Below are 20,133 nucleotides of genomic sequence, written 5' to 3'. Positions count from 1 at the left end.
GGACACTAGACGCAAAAATATCTTTCCCGGACTGGAATAATCGGGGGAACTTGGCGTATACCGAGTCAAGGGTATGGCAAACCGCGCAACCCGGCCAAAAAAAGGAAACGACATGAGACTGCTTGCAACTTCCCTGATCGCGCTGGCTTGCGCCGGCGCCTCGCTGGGCGCATTCGCACAGGGCGCCGGCGTGAAAGCCATGAATGGCGTGTTGACCGACAGCAAGGGCATGACCGTCTACACCTTCGACAAGGACGCCGCCAACAGCGGCAAGAGCGCCTGCAACGGCCCTTGCGCCAAGCTATGGCCGCCGGTCATGCCGATGGGCACGCCATCCGCGCCGTATTCCAGCATCACCCGCGACGATGGCAGCGCCCAGTTAGCCTATGACGGCAAGCCGCTGTACCTGTACGAGAAAGACAAGAATCCGGGCGACCGCGATGGCGACAACTTCAAGGACGTCTGGCACGTGGTCAAGCCATAAGGCCGGTTTCCGGGCCGGCCACCAGGCCCGGCCCGGTTATGGCTGCCGTGTGCCATCGGCCGGTTCGGCGGGCGCCTGCTGCGCATCCTTGGGCGGCCAGAAGAATTCCCCCGGTTTTTTGAGGAAACGGGCCGACAAGGCCTTGAGCAGCTTGCCGCCTTGGCGGAAACGCACCTGCCTCGAACGCAGCGCCACGAACAGCGCCAGCGCAAAACTCACCCACAGGTTGATCGCGCCCACTGCCAGCACGCCCACCGCCGAGAGAATGAAGGTGTGCATGCCTACGCCCCACTGCAGCGCTTCCATCGAGATCGCCAGATTGGCCGCCGAGAAGGTGATGTGGCGGATGTCGATTGGCAGGCCGAGCAAAAAGCCGATGGTGCCGATCGTTCCCAGCATGATGCCGAAGTAGAAATTCCCCATCAGGCCGCCCAGGCCGGTTTCCAGGTAATCCCCCAGCCGTTGCGCGCGGCGCTGGCCGATGACAGCGGTCAGCCAGCGCGCCCGCACCACGCGCTGCGACATGCGGGTGTAGAGCGCCTTGTTGTCGTAGTAGCCCGAGATCAGCCCGGCCATGAACAGGCATACGCCGGCGATGGCGGCGTGGAACAGCGCCAGGCTGCCGATCGGGTCGAGGTCGTGTAGCAGGTGGGCGGCCTTGTCGGCGTCGACGAAGTGCGAGCCGGTCAGGTGGAAATACCCCGTCACCAGCAAGTAAGCCATCGGGAAGGCCAGCGTCAGGTTGCCCAGCACCGCGATGAACTGCGTGCGGAATACCTGCACGATGATGTCGACCAGGCTTTCGATATCGATGTTGCGGCCGTCGCCGCTGCGGTGCAGGGCGGCGGCGATGCGCGAGGCGGTCATGGCCGGCTGCTTGGTGGCCACGGTGAAATGCAGCACGTGGATCAGCATGAAACCCAGCGAATAATTCATGCTGAACAGGAAGGCTTCCACCAGCGGCGCGGCATGCAACTTGGAAAATATAATCTTGACCAGCGCCATGAAGCCGATGATGAAACCGGCGCCGGCGGCCGAGCGGTACATGGCGCCGAATTCGCGGCGGTTCTCCGCGATGTAGTGCTCGCCGGTGCGGCTGGCGTTTTCGGTGATATTGCGCGCCAGCAGGTTGATGTTGCCGGCCAGGAGTCCGCGGATGGTGTACTTGCGGTTGTGCGCCTCCACCAGTTCCATCGCCAGCGCGAAGCCGATCCGGCGCTTTTCCTGGGCATCTTCATCGGTGTCGGGCTCCGCCAATGCCAGCAGCTGGCGCAGGCGCAGCAGGTTCTGCTCCAGCCGCAGCAGGCGGTAGGTGAGCGACACGCTGGTGCCGATGCGCAGCGCATGCTTGCGGATCTTGTCGACCACTTCCTGGCATTGGTCCAGCAGCACCAGCACATGCCGCGCATCCTCCATCGGCGCGGTCTCGTCCTGCATGCGGCGGCGGTAGCTTTCCATCCAGGTGTGCAATTCCACGTTCTGCATCAGGAACGGCGATTCGAAGGCCTTGACGTCGCTGTAGATGCGGATCAGCTCCGGCTCCATGCCGATGGCGCTGATGCGGTAGGAGAGCACTTGTATCGCTTGCAGCAATTCGGTCAGCGTCTTTCCTTGGTCCGGCAGGTTGGCATTGTGCGGCAGTGGTGGCGTTTGCCCCGCCGTGGCAATGGTTTGCCACAGCGCGTCCCATGCTTCGAATGGCACGGCCTGCAGCCACAGGTGATCGCGCGCATCGGGGAACACGATATCGAGGCAATCCTGCAGGTTGCGCTCATCCAGCGCCGGCGGCAGCACGCGATAGGCAAAGCGGCGGCGCAGCTCATGGAAGAAGCCGTCATTGGAAAGAATGCCGGTATCCGTGTACAGGCTCACCTGGCGCCGTACCGACAGCAGGTGCAGGAGGTAGCTGCGCAGCGCTGCCGCGTAGTGCGGATTATCGTGCAGCAGCCGCGTCAGCGTCAGCACCTGGCCAAGCGCCGAGGCCGGATCGCTTTTGCGCACCGGGCGCAGGCACGCAACCAGTTCGCTGATGCCGGAGAGGTCGCTGGACAGCGGGGCGGAAGCAATTTTTTCGAGGGCAGGCAGCATGAAGTCTTCGTCAGGGAAAAGGGGCAAGTCTAGCGGCGAAGTTTACCTTGCCGGATCCCGGGAGAAATTAACATCTGAAAATTAAGGTAAGGACGATGTAATCACTGTTAAGACTTCGATGGTGCTTGCCGCTAACACATGTGCTTATTGAGTAAAGGGCGCACCTGCATGCTTGTCGGATCAAGAGGCGGCAGGATGTGCGGCGGCATGAGGAAGGGCTGGCGGCAGTTGCGCCAGCCCTTCCATGCATGCCATCGCACGGGGCCGATACGCATGCAATATGCGCGCTTTACGCGATGGCATCCGGTTGCACTTCAATCAAGGAGTTCCTATGGAGATGGCAACTATCGCCAGCGGTGCAGCAACTGCCTGGCTGGTTAACAAGGCGGCGCAGTCCGTCGGCGTGGATTTGACCAAGGTCGCCAAGAATGTGGCGAACGACGTGGTCGATACCGTGGGGGCTGTTCTCAGCCTGCCAGCCAATGTCAATATAGGCCGCATCATCAACACGATAGCCTAGGCATGATGTGCGCAGCAGTTGGGCGCATGTACTTGGATCGCATCCCTCGGGATGCGATTTTTTTGTTCTCATTCAGGTAATGCTTCGGGAGTGTGGCAAGACGGTGAACACTCGTGGATGGCGGGAAAAATCTTTACCGATTTAGTATTTTCTTGATTGTTTGCTAATGAGAATGCCAAACATGTCATGAAAAAAATCACCTTTACGTATTTAAAATCCTTGATCGGTGTAAAGAAACGGGATTGAATGCCGTTATGCAGATACTGTCTGGTTCAATTTGGCCGGCAGTAGTCTTGTCCTTAAAAGGAGTGGTCCATGGATGTTACGCAAATTGCTTCGCTGGCGAGCAACCTTGCCTCGGCGCAAACCTCCGACTCGGTCAATGTGCTGATGCTCAAGAAAGCGCTGGATACACAGGCTGCAGCTGCTATCGGAGTGTTGCAGGCATTGCCGCCGGTTCCGGCAAATCCTAATATCGGCCGTAACGTGAATACGACCGCCTAAACAGTTGTCGTCGGATTTTCAGAAATCGCAGCCTTCGGGCTGCGATTTTTTTTGCCGGTCATCGAGGTGATCGAAGGCGTGCGATCAGTGAAAAGAGGAACGGAACGTAGCGTCTCGGCAGTTGATGCTTTGATTTCATTGAAATTTTTTTGTATTTATCTCAATTTTTTCCTTGCCGAGCATATGGAACTAAGGAAAGATGATTGTCAGCAAGTGTAAAGAGCTGAGACAAGAAGGCCATTGAAAAGATTACCTTCCTCGTTTTGCCCACATCCAGAATCTCATCGGTCTCCCGGCTGCCTGCAATGCGAAAGACAAGGCTTGCGGCGGCCGTACTTATTCGATGGCACGGATGAGCCCCGTCGAAGATGTCAGGGAAGCGCGGGGCTGATAGCAGCGACGGAATAAGATCCGGCCAAAGTTCGAATCACAGCGATTCAGAAGTCTGAAGACTTCATTTCATTGACGTTTTTGAGGGGATTCGTCATGAACGATATTCGCGTTCCTTTTCGCGTATTGCACACGCAACGCACACCATCATCCGCAGCATCGCCACGCCCGTTGCTGCGGCGTTCCTCGCACCTGTTGTCGCTGGAACAGCGCTTCATGTTCGACGCCGCTGCAGTCGCCACCGCTGCCGATGCCGCGCATAACAACGATACGCACGATGCTGCCCATGCGGCGGAAGCCGCAGCCGCCCATCTGGTGCGCGCAGCCGACCCCGGCGCCAATGACGGCAAGAAAGAAGTGGCGTTCGTCGACACCTCGTTGGCCAATTACAAGACGCTGGAAGCCGGGATAAGAGCCGGGGTGGCGATCGTCGAATTCGACGGCAGCGCTGATGGCTTGGCACAGATTGCGCAATGGGCGCGGAACAATACCGGCTATGACGCCATTCACATTCTTTCACACGGTTCCGAGGGCAAGCTCGATCTCGGCACCATGGTGCTGGATGAGTCGGCGCTGGCATCTGATACGGTCAAGGCGGAACTGGCCGACATCGGCCGGGCCTTGAATGCCGGCGGGGATATCTTGCTGTACGGTTGCGACATTGCCGCCGGCAGCGATGGGCAGCTCTTCATCAACGACATCGCACGTCTGACCGGCGCCGACGTGGCCGCATCCACCGACCCTACGGGGGCGGCCGGCCTGGGCGGCAACTGGGTATTGGAAGCGCATGCGGGCGACATCCAGGCCCGCACCCTGCAGATCGACGGCTACGAGGGGCTGATGGGCGTCGTCAACTTTGGCGCCGGCGATATTCCGGGCAATACCCAATCCGTGACAACGCGGGTTGATGGATACGACTTCACGTTTTCAGCAAAATCGGGCTCGACGATTGGCTATAACGTCATTGGAGGAAAGGGCGGCATCTATAGCAGGTCGTCTTCGGCTGCCGATGGCGGCTCCATCACCATTACGGCACCGGTCGGTTATACCTTTGACTTGACGTACCTGTTTGTGAACTGGTCATCGTCCACGGTGCCGACTGCCAACGTGACCGTCACCTATTCCGACGGCAGCACCCGAACGGCTTCGGTTCTGCTCTCCAGTTCCGGGGAAACCGTTAATCTTCCGTTTTCCACGTCCACCATCACAAAGATCGAAATCAGCGCAGGGAGCAGCACCAATTTCCGGGATTTCACCATCACCAACGTCAAGCAGATCCCCGTCGTTACCGACAACAACATCTCGATCATCTCCACCGGCACCGGCCTCGGCGGCGCCTACAAGATCGGCGACACGGTGACCGCGCAGTGGAATAACACCAGCAGCGGCGACAACAGCAGCGGTATTGTGGCGATGGCCTTCGATTTCAGCCAGTTCGGCGCCAGCGCTTACGTCTATGGCACCAATGCCAATGGGATATGGACTGCCAGCTACACCATCACCGCTGGCAACATCGATGCAGTCAACCGCAATGTTTCGGTACTCGCCTCCAATGGCAGCGTGGTCACCCGAGGCGCCGACAGCACCAACCTGACCGTCGACAACATCGCCCCCACCATCACGGCTGGCCAGATCTCGATCACCGGTGCGACCGGCGTCGGCGGGGTGTACAAGATCGGCGACGTGGTCACTGTCACGTGGAACAACACCGCCTCAGGCGACAACAACAGCGACACGATCTACGGTGTCACCGTGGACTTCAGCCAGTTCGGCGGATCGACCGTGGCGGCGACCAATGCCGGCGGCATCTGGACCGCCACCTATACCGTCACCGCGGGATCGATCGATGCGCTTAACCGCACCGCAGCAGTGACAGTCATGGACGATGCCGGCAACACCACGGCGCGGGCCTCGAGTTCGGTCAAGGTAGATAACATCGTACCGACGGTCGTCATCACCAGCAGCACGGGCAATCTTGCTGCCGGTGAAACCGCTACCATCACGTTCAATTTCAGCGAAGACCCGGGCAGCAGTTTCACCCTGGGCGATGTGGCGGTGGTTGGCGGTACGCTATCGGCCATTACCGGCAGCGGCTTGACCCGCACGGCGGTGTTCACGCCGACAGCCAATATCAACAATGGCACGGGCAGCATCACCGTGCTGGCCGGCAGCTATACCGATGCCGCGGGCAACAGCAGCGGCGGCGCCGTCTCCTTCTCGCTGAGTTATGACACGCTGGCGCCGAATGCGCCGTCGGTGCCGGTGATGAGCAGCGCGTCCGACACGGGCGTGTCCAATTCCGACGCCATCACGCGTAACACCACGCCGACCTTCACTGGCACTGCCGAAGCGAACGCAATGGTGATTCTTTACGACACCAATGGCCTCACCGTGCTGGGCACGACGAGGGCCGACGGCAGCGGCAACTGGTCCATCACGACATCGGCGCTCAGCGAGGGGACGCATGTTATCCAGGCCTCGGCCGTGGACAGCGCCGGCAATGTCAGCCAGCGCTCGGCAGGCCTGGTGGTCGTCATCGACACCACGCCGCCGACGGTGGTCATCAGCAGCAACGTGGCGACCCTCAAGATCGGCGAGACGGCCATCATCACCTTTACCTTCAGCGAAGACCCTGGCAGCTCGTTCAATCTGGGGAGCATAGCGGTCAGCGGCGGCACGCTGTCGGCCATTACCGGCGCCGGACTGACGCGCACGGCGATCTTCACGCCGACGGCCAGCACCAACAATGGCACAGCCAGCATCACCGTGGCAGCGGGCGGCTATACCGATATCGCGGGCAACAGCGGCGGCGCGGGGGCCATGCCGACCTTGACTTTCGATACGCTGGCGCCGAATGCGCCACCGGCGCCGGTGATGGACAGCGCCTCCGATACGGGCGTGTCCAATACCGACAACATCACCCGCAACACCACGCCGACCTTCACCGGGACGGCCGAAGCGGGGTCTACCGTGACGCTGTATGACACCAATGGCACCACGGTACTGGGAACTGCGGTGGCGACGGGAGGGACCTGGTCCATTACCGTCTCCGCGTTAAGCGAGGGCACGCATAACATTACGGCGCGCGCCACCGATGCGGCGGGCAACAGAAGCAGCCGCTCCACCGGACTGGCCGTGACCATCGACACCACACCGCCAACGGTGACTATTACCAGCAATGTGGGCAGCCTCAAGAGCGGCGAGACAGCCGTCATCACCTTTACCTTCAGCGAAGACCCGGGCAGCACGTTCACAGCAAGCGATGTGGTGGTCAGTGGCGGGACGCTGTCGGCCATTACCGGTACCGGGCTGACGCGCACGGCAGTCTTCACGCCGACGGTCAACACCAACAGCGGCACGGCCAGTATTACCGTGACTGCGGGCAGCTATACCGATGTGGCGGGCAACAGCGGCGGCGCGGGGGCCATGCCAACCTTGACGTTCGACACGCTGGCACCGAATGCGCCGTCGGTGCCGGTGATGGACAGCGCCTCCGACACGGGCGTATCCAATTCCGATGCCATCACCAGCAACACAAGACCCACCTTCACCGGCACGGCCGAAGCGGGCTCCACGGTGATTCTCTATGACAGCGACGGCATCACTGTGCTGGGATCGGCTATCGCTACCGGCGGCAACTGGTCTATCACGACATCGGTGCTTAGTGAGGGTACGCATATTCTCCATGCCACGGCCGTTGATGCCGCCGGCAACACCAGCCCGCGTTCGACCGGGCTGGTGGTCGTCATCGACACCACACCGCCGACGGTGACTATCACCAGCAATATGGCCAGCCTCAAGAGCGGTGAGACGGCCACCATCACCTTTACCTTCAGTGAAGATCCGGGCAGCACGTTCTCTGCAAGCGATGTGGTGGTCAGCGGCGGGACGCTGTCGGCCATCACCGGTACCGGGTTGACGCGCACGGCGGTCTTCACGCCGACGGCCAATACCAACAGCGGCACGGCCAGCATTACCGTGACCGGGGGCAGCTATACCGATGCAGCCGGCAACAGCGGCGGCGCGGGAGCCATGCCAACCTTGACGTTCGATACGCTGGCGCCGAATGCGCCGTCGGCGCCGGTGATGGACAGTGCCTCCGATACGGGCGTGTCCAATACCGACAACATCACCCGCAATACCACGCCGACTTTCACCGGAACGGCCGAAGTCGGGGCGACCGTCACGCTTTACGACACCGACGGCACTACGGTACTGGGAACTGCGGTCGCGACAGGAGGTAACTGGAGCATCACCGTCTCTGCGCTGAGCGAGGGCACACATACCATCACGGCCCGGGCCACCGATGCCGCAGGAAACGTCGGCGCCAGATCTACCGGACTGGGTGTGACGATCGACACTACGCCGCCGACAGTGGCGATCACCAGCAATGTGGGCAGCCTCAAGAGCGGCGAGACGGCCACCATCACCTTTACCTTCAGTGAAGACCCGGGCAGCACGTTCACGGCAAGCGATGTGGTGGTCAGCGGCGGTACGCTGTCGGCCATCACCGGTACCGGCTTGACGCGCACGGCGGTCTTCACGCCGACGGCCAACACCAACAGCGGCACGGCCAGCATTACCGTGACCGGGGGCAGCTATACCGATGTGGCGGGCAATGGCGGCGGCGCAGGTGCCTCGCCCACGCTGACCTTCAACACTTTGGTACCCGATGCGCCATCGGTGCCGGTGATGAGCAGTACATCCGATACGGGTGTCTCCAGCAGCGACGGCATCACCAGCAATACCACACCCACCTTCACCGGCACGGCTGCGGCCGGTACGACCGTGACCCTGTATGACACAGACGGGACCACTGTGTTGGGAGTGGGGATTGCCGACGGTAGCGGCAACTGGTCCATTACCACTTCTACGCTTGCCGAAGGCAGCCATACCTTGCATGCGACGGCGACCGACGGCTCAGGCAATGTGAGCGGCTTGTCGGCGGCAGCAGCGATCACTATCGACACCACACCGCCAACGGTGACTATTACCAGCAATGTGGGCAGCCTCAAGAGCGGCGAGACGGCTACCATCACCTTTACCTTCAGTGAAGATCCTGGCAGCACGTTCACGGCAAGTGATGTGGCGGTCAGCGGCGGGACGCTATCGGCCATCACCGGCTCCGGGCTGACGCGTACTGCGGTTTTCACGCCGACGGCCAATACCAACAACGGCGCGGCCAGCATTACCGTGACCGCGGGCAGCTATACCGATGTGGCGGGCAACAGCGGTGGCGCGGGCGCTACGCCTACACTGACTTTCAATACCCTGGTGCCGGCAGCCCCTTCGGCGCCGGTCATGGCCAGCAGCTCGGATACGGGCGTTTCCAACAGTGACGGCATTACCAGCATCACCACGCCCACCTTCACCGGGACAGCCGCGGCCGGCACGACCGTGACCCTGTATGACACAAACGGGACCACCGTGCTGGGAACAGGTATTGCCGACGGCAGCGGCAACTGGTCGATTACCACCATCACGCTTGCCGAAGGCAGCCATACCTTGCATGCGACGGCAACCGATGGCGCCGGCAATGTGAGCGGCTTGTCAGCGGCGGCAGCCATCACCATTGACACCACGCCGCCGACGCTGGTCATCAGCAGCAACGTGGTAACTCTCAAGATCGGCGAGACCGCCATCATCACCTTTACCTTCAGTGAAGATCCAGGCAGCACCTTCACGCTGGGCGATATCGTGAGCATTGGCGGCACACTGTCATCCTTTTCTGGCAGCGGCCTGACACGCACGGTGATCTTCACCCCCACGGCGAACACCAACAACGGCACGGCCAGCGTCATCGTGTCGGCCGGCCGCTATACCGATATCGCCGGCAACAGCGGTGGCGCGGGGGCCATGCCGACCTTGACGTTCGATACGCTGGCGCCGAATGCGCCATCGGCGCCGGTGATGGACAGTGCTTCCGACACGGGTGTGTCCAATACCGACAACATCACCCGTAATACCACGCCAACCTTTACCGGAACGGCCGAAGCAGGGGCTACCGTGACGCTGTATGACACCAATGGCACCACGGTGCTGGGAACTGCCGTGGCGACGGGAGGGAGTTGGTCCATTACCGTCTCTGCGTTGAGCGAGGGTACACATACCATCACGGCCCGGGCCACCGATGCCGCAGGAAACGTGGGCGCCCGCTCCACGGGGCTGGGGGTGACGATCGACACCACGCCGCCAACCGTTTCCGTCAGCAGCAATATTGCCAATCTGGCAGTCGGTACGACAGTCACCATCACGTTCACTTTCAGCGAAGATCCCGGTTCCACCTTCACCGCAGGCGATGTAGTGGTTAGCGGCGGCACGTTGTCGGCGATCACCGGAACCGGGCTCACGCGCACGGCAATTTTCACGCCGACGGCGGGCGTCAGCAACGGCACTGCCAGTGTCGCTGTTGCCGCCGGCAGCTATACCGATGCCGCCGGGAACAGCGGCAGCGGCGCTACCTCGCCCCTGTTGAGCGTGCATACGCTGGCGCCGGATGCGCCGTCGGCGCTTACGCTGGTCGGGGGCACGAACAACATCATCAACAGCACTACGCCCACTATCATGGGGACGGCCACGCCGGGTACGCTGGTCACGGTCACGCTCTACGACAGCAATGGCATCACCGTGCTGGGGACCACTGCAACGGCCGGCGGTACCTGGTCAATCACGACATCGACCCTGAGCGAAGGCGTCCATACCATTCACGCCCTGAGTACGGATGCTTCGGGGAATACCAGCGCAGTTTCCACCGGGCTGACCATTACGATCGATATCACGCCGCCGACGGTGGTCATCAGCAGCAACGTGGCGAGTCTCAAGATCGGCGAGACGGCCATCATCACCTTTACCTTCAGCGAAGACCCTGGCAGCTCGTTTAATCTGGGCAGCATAGCGGTCAGCGGCGGCACGCTGTCGGCCATTACCGGCGCCGGACTGACGCGCACGGCGATCTTCACGCCGACGGCCAGCACCAACAACGGCACAGCCAGCATCACCGTGGCAGCGGGCGGCTATACCGATATCGCGGGCAACAGCGGCGGCGCAGGTGCCATGCCGACCTTGACGTTCGATACGCTGGCGCCGAATGCGCCACCGGCGCCGGTGATGGACAGCGCCTCCGATACGGGCGTGTCCAATACCGACAACATCACCCGCAACACCACGCCGACCTTCACCGGGACCGCCGAAGCGGGGTCTACCGTGACGCTGTATGACACCAATGGCACCACGGTACTGGGAACTGCGGTGGCGACGGGAGGGACCTGGTCCATTACCGTCTCCGCGTTAAGCGAAGGCACGCATAACATTACGGCGCGCGCCACCGATGCGGCGGGCAACAGAAGCAGCCGCTCCAACGGACTGGCCGTGACCATCGACACCACACCGCCAACGGTGACTATTACCAGCAATGTGGGCAGCCTCAAGAGCGGCGAGACAGCCGTCATCACCTTTACTTTCAGTGAAGACCCGGGCAGCACGTTCACGGCAAGCGATGTGGTGGTCAGTGGCGGGACGCTGTCGGCCATTACCGGTACCGGGCTGACGCGCACGGCAGTCTTCACGCCGACGGCCAACACCAACAGCGGCACGGCCAGCATTACCGTGACTGCGGGCAGCTATACCGATGTGGCGGGCAACAGCGGTGGCACAGGTGCCTCGCCCACGCTGACCTTCGACACGCTGGCGCCGAATGCGCCGTCGGTGCCGGTGATGGACAGTGCTTCCGACACGGGCGTATCCAATTCCGATGCCATCACCAGCAACACAAGACCCACCTTCACCGGTACGGCCGAGGCGGGCGCCACGGTGACGCTGTACGGTTCCAACGGAATGGCTGTCCTGGGATCAGGCGTTGCCGACGGCAGCGGCCACTGGTCCATCACCGTATCGGCCCTGACCGAAGGCACGCACGAAATCGACGCTTCGGCCACCGATAGCGCCGGCAATACCAGTAACCGTTCTTCTGCGTTATCCGTGACCATCATCACGACGGCGCCGACCCAGACAGTGGGCAATGTGAACTTCTCGGCCCCCGGAGGCATGCTGGCAGGCGAGCTCGTCACGTCCAGCACTGCACACACCATCTCCGGCACGCTGAGCGCGGCGTTGGGCGCGAACCAATCGGTCGAGGTATCGCTCGACAACGGCGCCACCTGGTCAAGCGCGGATGCCACCATTGGCGGCAATACATGGAGGATCGACGGCACGCTCAATGCCGCCGGCTCGACCATCAAGATCAGGGTCGTGGATGTCGCCGGCAATACCGGCGCGACATGGTCGCAGGCCTATACGGTGGATACGACGCCGCCTGTCGTGGCATCGGTATCGGTACCGCCCGACGGCACGTATTCGCTCGGACAGAACCTGGATTTCGTCGTCCATTTTTCCGAAACCGTCATCGTCAATGCCAGCGGCGGCATCCCCTCCATTGCACTGACTCTCGATACCGGCGGTACGGTGCAAGCCACCTATGTCTCCGGTTCCGGAACTGACAGCCTGGTATTCCGCTACACGGTCGGCAACAATGTGCAAGACCTGACCGGCGTCACGGTAGGCGCATTGGCGACCAACGGCGGGCAATTGCGGGACGTCGCGGGCAACGATGCGGTGCTGGCGCTCAATGCCATGGGCAGCACGGCCGCGGTCAATGTGGATGGCCTCGACCCGCATGTAGTCAACGTCAATATCGCCAACGGCAGCGGCGCTTACGGGGCCGGCAGCGTCATCACCATCGTCATCACCTATGACCGCCCGGTGGCGGTCGATACCTTCGGCGGCACGCCTTCGTTCAGCCTCAACAGCGGCGGCGTGGCAACCTATGCCAGCGGCGCGGGAACCTCGACGCTGGTGTTCACCTATACGGTCGCGGCCGGCCAGAATACGGCCGGGCTGGATCTGGGCGGGGCGATGCAGCTCAATGGCGGCGTCGTGACCGATGCGCTGGGCTTCCAGGTCAACGCCTTGCCGACATTGAGTGCGGCATTGAGCAGCCATCCCAATATCGTGATCGACACCATTCCTCCGGCCACGCCGGCCATTGACCGCGTCGACACCAGCGGCCCGCAGCCGGTGTTTGGCGGATCGGCCACATTGGGCAGTGGCGAACGGCTGACGGTGACGGTGGGCGGCGCGACATATAACGTTATCGTGGCGGCCAATGGCAGCTGGAGCCTGAACCTGGCCAGTGCCACACCCAGTAGCGGCAGCCTGTCGCTGGTATCGGGCGGCAATTACACCGTGACTGTCACCGCCATCGACCTGGCCGGCAACAGCAGTAGCGCCAGCACCACGCTGCAAGTGTCGGCCTCGACTCCTCCATCTGTGCTCAGGCCGGTCTTCAGTCGCGCACTGGCGTTCCTGTCGCCGCCGTCGCTGCCGTTGTTCATGTCAAGAACCGATACCGGCAGCGGCGGCAGCGAGCCGACGCTGGTCGTGTCGTCATTCGCGTTGCCCGAATGGAGCCGTGACTTGTCAGAGCCGTCCTCGGCGGAACAGGAGGGGACGGGCGTGCCGGCCGACGCCAAGCTGGCCGATCCAACGGTTCAGAGCAAGCTGACGGTAGGCGGCGGTTTTGCCGTGGCAGTGCTTGCCGGGGGGCAGCCGGGCGACGGGCTGGTGGTCAAGCAGGGCATTCGCGACCAGATGCTGGCGGCTACCAGCTATACCGAGTTCTTCGTGCCGACGGATGCGTTTGCCCACGCTGATCCGCGCGCTGCGGTTTATCTGTCGGCAACCAAGGACGACGGCAAGCCCCTTCCTTATTGGGTGAGCTTCAATCCCGCGACCGGCAAGTTCATCATCGACGCCAAGGCTTGCCTGACGGCCGATGTCAGCGTGAAGGTGGTGGCGTACGACAGTCATGGGAAGGCCGTGGCCACGCAATTCCACATTCGCGTCGGCGAGCAAGGTGCCAATGCGAATTCGGGCGGCAATACCTCGGGCATGTCGCTCGAACATGCCGGTTGTATTGCCTTGTCCGAGCAGATCAGGTTGGCGGCGCAGCCGCATCGGAATGGGATGGTCGAACATCTTGCCAGGCTGGCGGCCACATTGCCTGCCTGATGGGTTGCTCGCCTTAGAACCCGGCCTCGCGCCGGACCACTGCCAGCGCACCGCGCAGATAGCGCCACGCCGGTACGGTCCATTGGCCGCTCAACACTACCGTGCCGCGCCACGCATGTTGCGCCGCCGTGTCGTCGGCCTCGCGCACCTTGAGCGTGACGCGGTAGACCGGCCGCTCGGGGTAGATCTGTCCGTTCTTTTCACGGGCGACGACGGTGCCGCCGAACAGGCTTGCCAGCTCCGCTTCCGGCAAGGTGCGGCTGGCATCGCGGTCGATGCCGATCACTTCCAGCGTGGCGGAAGGGCCTTCAGGCGCATCGGCATGGAAGTGTGCGGTGTCGCCGGTCTTGATCAGATTGATTTCGTCTTCGTCGAGGTAGGTCACCACCGTCAGGCCCTGGTCCGACACCAGCCGCGCCAGCGGTTCCTGTCGCGTCAGCCATACGCCCGGCTGCATGTCCGGCGACAGATCGCGCAGCACGCCGGAAAATGGCGCTACCGGTGCATAGCGCACGGCATCGGCATGGATGGCGGCGATCTCGGCTTGCGCCGCGCTCAATTGCTCCTGCGCCACTTGCCATTGCGCACGCTGTTCGGGATCGAATGGGGCGGCGGTGATCTGCCATTGCAGCCGTTCTTCGCGCGCCGTGGCGGCGCGCAGGCGCCCCTCCAGTTCCGCCGACGACAGCTGCAGCAAGATCGTGCCTGCTGCGACATGCTGCCCTTCGGCTACCGGCATGGCTTGTACCTGCGCACGCAGCGGCGCGTACAGGACCAGTTGCGCTGCCGGGCGCAGCACGGCGGATGTACTGATACGGGCCGGCCAGGGGACGACCAGCAATAGCAGCAACAGCAGGGCGATCGCGGCGCTGAGGCGGGTGCGGCGGCTGCGCCGGATGGCAGGCCACAGCGTTTTCCATGCCTTGAGTTCCTGGACAAACGGGCGCAACACAAACCAGCCGATCTCGACCATGAACAGGAAGATGCCCACGGCCTTGATAAAGAATGCGTAGACCAGCGCGGCGATACCGAGGAACACGGTGAGCCGGTAGATCCATGTCGCATAGGCGAACAGGATCAGGCTGGTGCGGCGCGCGCGCGGAAAATGTTCCGGCGGCGCCTCGCCCAGCGCGAACAGGCGCTCGCGCAGGTCCCAGCGCGCCAGCGCGAATGCGCGCGCATGCAGGTTCGGCATCTGCAGCCAGTCCGAGAGGAAGAAGTAGCCGTCAAAGCGCATGAACGGACTGGCGTTGATGGCCAGCGTGGCGATCAAGGTGGTCGTCGCCAGCAAGAACGCCAGCGATTTCAAGGTGCCTTCGGGCAGCAGCGCCCAGGCCAGCGTCGACCACGCCGCCACCGCCAGTTCGGTCAGCACGCCGGCGCCGACCACTGCCAGGCGCTGATGGCGTTCGGTCAGTTTCCAGACATCGTTGGTATCGGTATAGGCCACCGGCCACAGCACCAGGAACGCCACCCCCATGGTCGGCACCCGGCAGCCGAACCGCTTGGCGGTAATGGCATGCCCCAGCTCATGCAGCACCTTGACCGCCGTCAGCGCGATGCCGTAGCTGATCAGTCCGCGCCAGGAAATGGTATCCACCAGCGTGGCCGAAAACGACTCCCACTGGCGGAATACTTCGATGGCGCCCCAGCCCAGCGCGGCCAGCGTCAGGGCCAGGAACAGCCGCGAATAGAACAGCGACAGGCGCGGCGCCCAGCGTGTCAGCCAGGCGTCGGGCCGCACCAGCGGAATGCGGAAAAACAGGTAGTTGTGCAGCAGGCGATGGCCCCAGCCGCCGCGCCGTTGCTGCAGGCGCGCGGCATAGTCGGCAGCGGCGCCGGCCTGGGGGCGCAGCAACTGGTTCTCGCGCAAGAACAGCAAGGCGGACTCGACGTCGTCCGGCGCGAGTTGCAGCGCGGTGTCATGGCTGACGGCAGCGGCCACCGCTCCGGCCTCGCCCAGATGCCAGCGCCGCAGCATCTCGAAGGTCGGCCAGTCGATCTGGAAGAACTGGTTGCGCACCGGGTCGTGCAAGGTGTGGCTGGGTTGGCCGTCGGCCAGCATTGGTCCGGGCAGCAGCGCCAGCTCTTCTCGCAAGGCGGGCAGCGGGATTCTCATAGGCCGACATGCTGGCGGATGACGGCCAGCGGCCGGCGCAATATCCAGTACACCAGCGGCACCCACGGGCCGGACAATTTGGCCGTGCCCTTGAGCCCGACACGCAGGTCGGACTGTGCCGCCAACCGTGCGCGCACGCGATAGGCATAGCTGCCGTCCGGACGCGGCACGGCGTCATGCGCTACATAGCGCAGCCGCGCCTGTACCGCGGACAGCGGCGAGGACGCCAGGTACAGCTTCACTTCGGCCTCGTCGGTCAGGGGAATGGCGTCGCCGATGGGAAGCCAGGCCTCGACTTCCACATCGCCGGGCATGGCGATGCGCATGATGCGCTCGCCGGTCTGCACCGGCCTGCCGATCCATTCACTGGGGTCGTCGAACAGTGCGATGCCGGCTTGCGGCGCCACGACGCGCGAGCGCTGGAACTGGTCGCGGGTGAAATCGGCCTCGGCCTGCTTCTCTTCGATCTTGCCGCCGAGGTTGGCTAACTGTGTCTTGGACCTGGGGTCGGACAAGGCTTGCTGGGCGTACTGGCGATATTCGGCCTGTGCCGTGGCCAGCCCCTGGGTGGCGATCTCCATGCGTGTGGCGATCGGCGCTTCGTCGAAATTGAACAGCGGCTGGCCGGCCTTGACCTGCTCATTGGGCTGCACCTGGAATTGCGCGATGACGCCGTCCAGCGGCGCGCGGATGAGCGCCGGATTGGCAGGCACCAGCTCGCCTGGCGCCAGCACCGATAGCCGCACCGGACACAGCAGCGCGAGCACGATCAGGGCGGCGAGCAACGCACGCCGCTGCCGCCACCAGGGTTTGGCCGGATTGGGGGCCAGCGCGGTCTTGAGCGTGTGGCCCAGCCGCCGCCAGGACCAGGCCGATGAGGTCGCCTGCTGGCGCGACCAGGCGTAATGCCAGGTATCGCCCCATTCCTTGAACAGCGCGACGGCTTCCTCGCTCCAGGGTACATCGGCGGCAAACAGCAGGCCGCCGCCGGGGAAGGGCAACCACAGGCCGTAAGGCGGTAGCCACTGGGCCCATTGCCCGGCCAATGCCAGCGACAGGCAGTGCGGGTCGACGGCAGCCGCATCAGGCTGGTTCTCCGCCAATGTGCGGCAAGCCTGGTCCAGCCATTGCGCGTAAGGCGCATTGGCTTCGGGTTCGATCACGCCCGACAAGGTATCCACCCCGCGGTCGGCCAGCCATAGGGCGGCCTGGCGATAGGCGCCCAGCGCATGGCTGTCGTTGACCATCAGGAAGCTCAATTCCTCCACGCTGCGCGCAGCCCGGGCGCGGCGGCCCAGGTCCAGCAGCACCAGCAGCGGATGGCGTACCGGTGCGGCGGCTGTCGGCTGTTGGCTCATGGCGGTGCGATCAGCACCTTGCCGCTCATGCCGGCCATCAGCTCATCGAACTGGCCGTCGATGGCAGCGGTGAGCTTGACCGACTGGCTGACCGGGTCCACGCGCGCACCGATGCGCAGGATCTTGGCTGGATAGTTCTTGCCGGTTTCGTCAATGGCGACATTGAATTTCTGGTTCGGCTTGAGCCACACCAGCCATTTGCTGGGCACGATGAAATCCAGTTCCAGCACCGAATCGTCGAGGATATCCAGCAGCGCCTGGCCCGGCTGCACATATTGTTGTTCGCGCGCGCGCTGTTCGGCCACGCGGCCGTTGAACGGCGCGGGGATGCGGCATTTGTCCAGCGAGATGTTCATGTACGACACATCGGCGCGCGCCTTGTTGGCTTCGGCCTGCGACACTTCCAGTTCCAGCTTGCTGACCGAGTTCAGTTCGGCCAGCCGCTTGTTGGCGCTGTAGGTCTGGTCGGCCGCGGCCAGTGCCGCCTTGACCTTTTGCAACTGGGCCTGCTGCAGCGAGCAGTCAAATACGATCAGCGTCTGGCCGGCACGGAAGCGGGCCCCTTCGGGAACCTCGATGCGATTGATCTTGGCGCCGACTTCCGCCGCCAGCGTGGTGTAGCGGCGCGGCGCCAGTTGCGCGCGGATGTCCTGCTTTTCTATTGCGGAGCGCGGCGCTGCAGACGGCGCCATTGGTGTCGGTGCGGCAGGAGCCGTGGGCTGCGCCAGTCCCTCCGCGAAAGGTACCAGCGCCAACAGGCTCACCGCAATGGCGAACCGGTAGCGAACAGGTGATGCAAACATGGAATTCCTTGTCTTTACTTTGCAGCAGCAGCTGCTGCTGCATCCGTTGCCGGCGGCACGGCCGCGCCATCCTGCCATTGCTGCATGGCGTCGCCCACTTGTTTGGTGAGCTGTTCGAGCGAGAGTTCGTTCACGCTGCCGATGTCGGGTTCCATTCCCAGCGTGGCCTGCAGCTTGCCGCGCATGTTCTGCACTTGCGCCATGGACTGGTAGCGGCGCAGCAGGCTGACGATGGCGGCGGCGTTGTTGGAGACCTGTTCCAGCCGGCTCTGCGTTTGCATCATCTCGCGGTTGCGGCTGTGCTCGGCGATCTTCTCGTCGGCATGCCAGATTTCGTCGGAGCGCAGATACTGGCGATAGGCGGCCTCGTACTGCAGGCGCGAGAGATAGACCTGCGCCAGCACGGTCATCTGCGTGGCGATGCGGCGCTGGTCGGCCAGCTTCACGCCGGCCTCGGCGAATCTTTTCTGGGACGGCGCGGCGAGCAGGTTGAAGATGTTGTACGAGAGCTGCATGCCGGTCTCGTTCCAGGTGTTGTTGATCATGTAGCGATCGCTGTCGTGGCGGATGCCGGCATTGAACGACAGGTTGGGAAACAGCTTGAGCATCGTGCGCTTGGTTTCTTCCACGGCAATGCGGCTGCTGTATTGCTGTTCGCGGATGTCGGCATTGTGCGTCATGGCCAGTTCTTCCATCTGCCGCATGGGCATGCCCAGCAACGGAGTGGCAAGGCGGTCGTCCGGTTCCACGACGCGGAAATGCATATCCAGCGGCGCGTTCATCAACTGCGCCAGTTCCAGGCGTCCGACGGACAACTCTTGGTCGATGTTTTCCAGCAGGCGCAGGTTCTCCAGCAACTGGCGCTGGTAGCGCAAGGCATCGATCGGCGAGCGCACGCGTTCGGACTCGGCACGGCGCGCATCCTCCAGGGCGCTCTCGGCATTGATGATCGCCAGGGTCACCTGCTCATTGAGCTTCTGGGCGCTGGCAGTGCGCCAGAAGGCGCTGACCACGTCCTGCACCAGGAGGTGCATGGCCTTGCGGCGGCGTTCGGCGGCGATCAGCACACGGTCGGCCTGCTGCTTGGCGGCGATATAGCTCAGGCCGAAGTCGAGCAGGTTCCAGGTCAGGCCAAGGTCGTAGGTGGTATGGGCGCGGTCGGAGGACACGTAGGGATGCGCCAGCGACGGCTGGCCGGTGACCGAATCGACGCTGTTGGTGATGAGGTCCTTGTTGCGCCGGCTGTAGCCGGCCTGCGCCATGAAGCGCGGCAGCATGTCCCAGGTAGCGGTGTCGAGCTGGTTGAGGGCGAGCGCCTCTTCCATCATCTTGACGCGGCGATCGAGGTTGTACTTGAGCGCGCGTGCGATAGCTTCTTCCAGCGTCAGCGGCGCCGTGATGGGAGGCACGTCCTGCTGCGCGGCGGCGCGATCGGCAGCCGTGCGCGTTGCCAGCTCGGCTTCCGAATACGGTTGCACACCCACCGAGCCGCAGCCCGCCAGCAGCAATGCGGCAACCAGCACAGCTAATGTGCCTCCTGGAGGCTTGAGTCGATGAGAAGCAACAGAAACAAATGAACGAAGAACGTGCAAGCGCAAAGCCGCCATCACTTAACCTTTTTTGTCGAGCAGCCGATGCGAAATCGCGCTGTCATAAGGTGCTGTACACGCCCCCGCGCGTACACACGGAGAAGGGATCCCCGCCCTGGTGGTGTAAATTCTATGGAGACTTTATGGAGGGCGATCTGTAAAGAAGATGCGGTTTTGATGCGTTGTTTTCCAGCGGAACAGATATTGTGCGCC

Annotated in this window: 9 protein-coding genes; 4 read left to right on the top strand and 5 right to left on the bottom strand. The window is 62.9% G+C overall.

Features of this window, described 5'->3' with window-relative positions; translation table 11 throughout:
* Positions 1–112 precede the first annotated feature (112 nt).
* On the top strand, positions 113–484 hold the full coding sequence (locus AKL28_RS08475; protein ID WP_050467678.1) for a COG4315 family predicted lipoprotein: 372 nt from the start codon (positions 113–115) through the stop codon (positions 482–484).
* Between the two features lie 36 nt (positions 485–520).
* Here the strand turns inward: AKL28_RS08475 and AKL28_RS08470 are convergent, their stop codons facing one another.
* Entirely contained in the window at positions 521–2,572 is a 2,052-nt protein-coding gene (locus tag AKL28_RS08470; protein WP_050467693.1) for a site-specific recombinase, read from the bottom strand.
* A gap of 331 nt (positions 2,573–2,903) precedes the next feature.
* Between AKL28_RS08470 and AKL28_RS08465 the strand changes: the two genes are divergently transcribed.
* The 3 genes from AKL28_RS08465 (at position 2,904) to AKL28_RS08455 (ending at position 14,051) form a co-directional block, all read left to right on the top strand.
* Positions 2,904–3,092, top strand: coding sequence for a hypothetical protein (locus AKL28_RS08465; protein WP_050467677.1), 189 nt, complete (start codon positions 2,904–2,906; stop codon positions 3,090–3,092).
* 315 nt (positions 3,093–3,407) lie between these two features.
* Positions 3,408–3,596 (top strand): YjfB family protein, encoded by a 189-nt coding sequence (locus AKL28_RS08460; RefSeq protein ID WP_050467676.1) that lies wholly within the window; start codon positions 3,408–3,410, stop codon positions 3,594–3,596.
* Positions 3,597–4,082: 486 nt separating this feature from the next.
* Positions 4,083–14,051, top strand: a complete 9,969-nt coding sequence (locus tag AKL28_RS08455) for an Ig-like domain-containing protein (protein WP_082221417.1) — start codon at positions 4,083–4,085, stop codon at positions 14,049–14,051.
* A gap of 13 nt (positions 14,052–14,064) precedes the next feature.
* Here AKL28_RS08455 and AKL28_RS08450 read toward each other — a convergent pair whose 3' ends face one another.
* The 4 genes from AKL28_RS08450 to AKL28_RS08435 are packed head-to-tail and all read right to left on the bottom strand — an operon-like array spanning position 14,065 to position 19,854.
* On the bottom strand, positions 14,065–16,170 hold the full coding sequence (locus AKL28_RS08450; RefSeq protein ID WP_082221416.1) for an HlyD family efflux transporter periplasmic adaptor subunit: 2,106 nt from the start codon (positions 16,168–16,170) through the stop codon (positions 14,065–14,067).
* Positions 16,167–17,528, bottom strand: coding sequence for an efflux RND transporter periplasmic adaptor subunit (locus AKL28_RS08445; RefSeq protein WP_050467673.1), 1,362 nt, complete (start codon positions 17,526–17,528; stop codon positions 16,167–16,169). The genes AKL28_RS08450 and AKL28_RS08445 overlap by 4 nt, the downstream gene beginning before the upstream one ends.
* Positions 17,525–18,331, bottom strand: a complete 807-nt coding sequence (locus AKL28_RS08440) for an efflux RND transporter periplasmic adaptor subunit (RefSeq protein ID WP_050467672.1) — start codon at positions 18,329–18,331, stop codon at positions 17,525–17,527. Before AKL28_RS08440 ends, AKL28_RS08445 begins: the two co-directional genes overlap by 4 nt.
* A 14-nt stretch (positions 18,332–18,345) precedes the next feature.
* The gene (locus AKL28_RS08435; RefSeq protein ID WP_050467671.1) at positions 18,346–19,854 is read right to left on the bottom strand and encodes a TolC family protein; all 1,509 of its coding nucleotides are present in this window, start codon (positions 19,852–19,854) and stop codon (positions 18,346–18,348) included.
* Between the last annotated feature and the right edge of the window lie 279 nt (positions 19,855–20,133).

The sequence above is a fragment of the Herbaspirillum chlorophenolicum genome, from assembly GCF_001189955.1.
GTDB lineage: Bacteria > Pseudomonadota > Gammaproteobacteria > Burkholderiales > Burkholderiaceae_D > Herbaspirillum > Herbaspirillum chlorophenolicum.
Note: the sequence above shows the minus strand (reverse complement) of the source record. Positions and strands in the feature narration are given on the sequence as shown.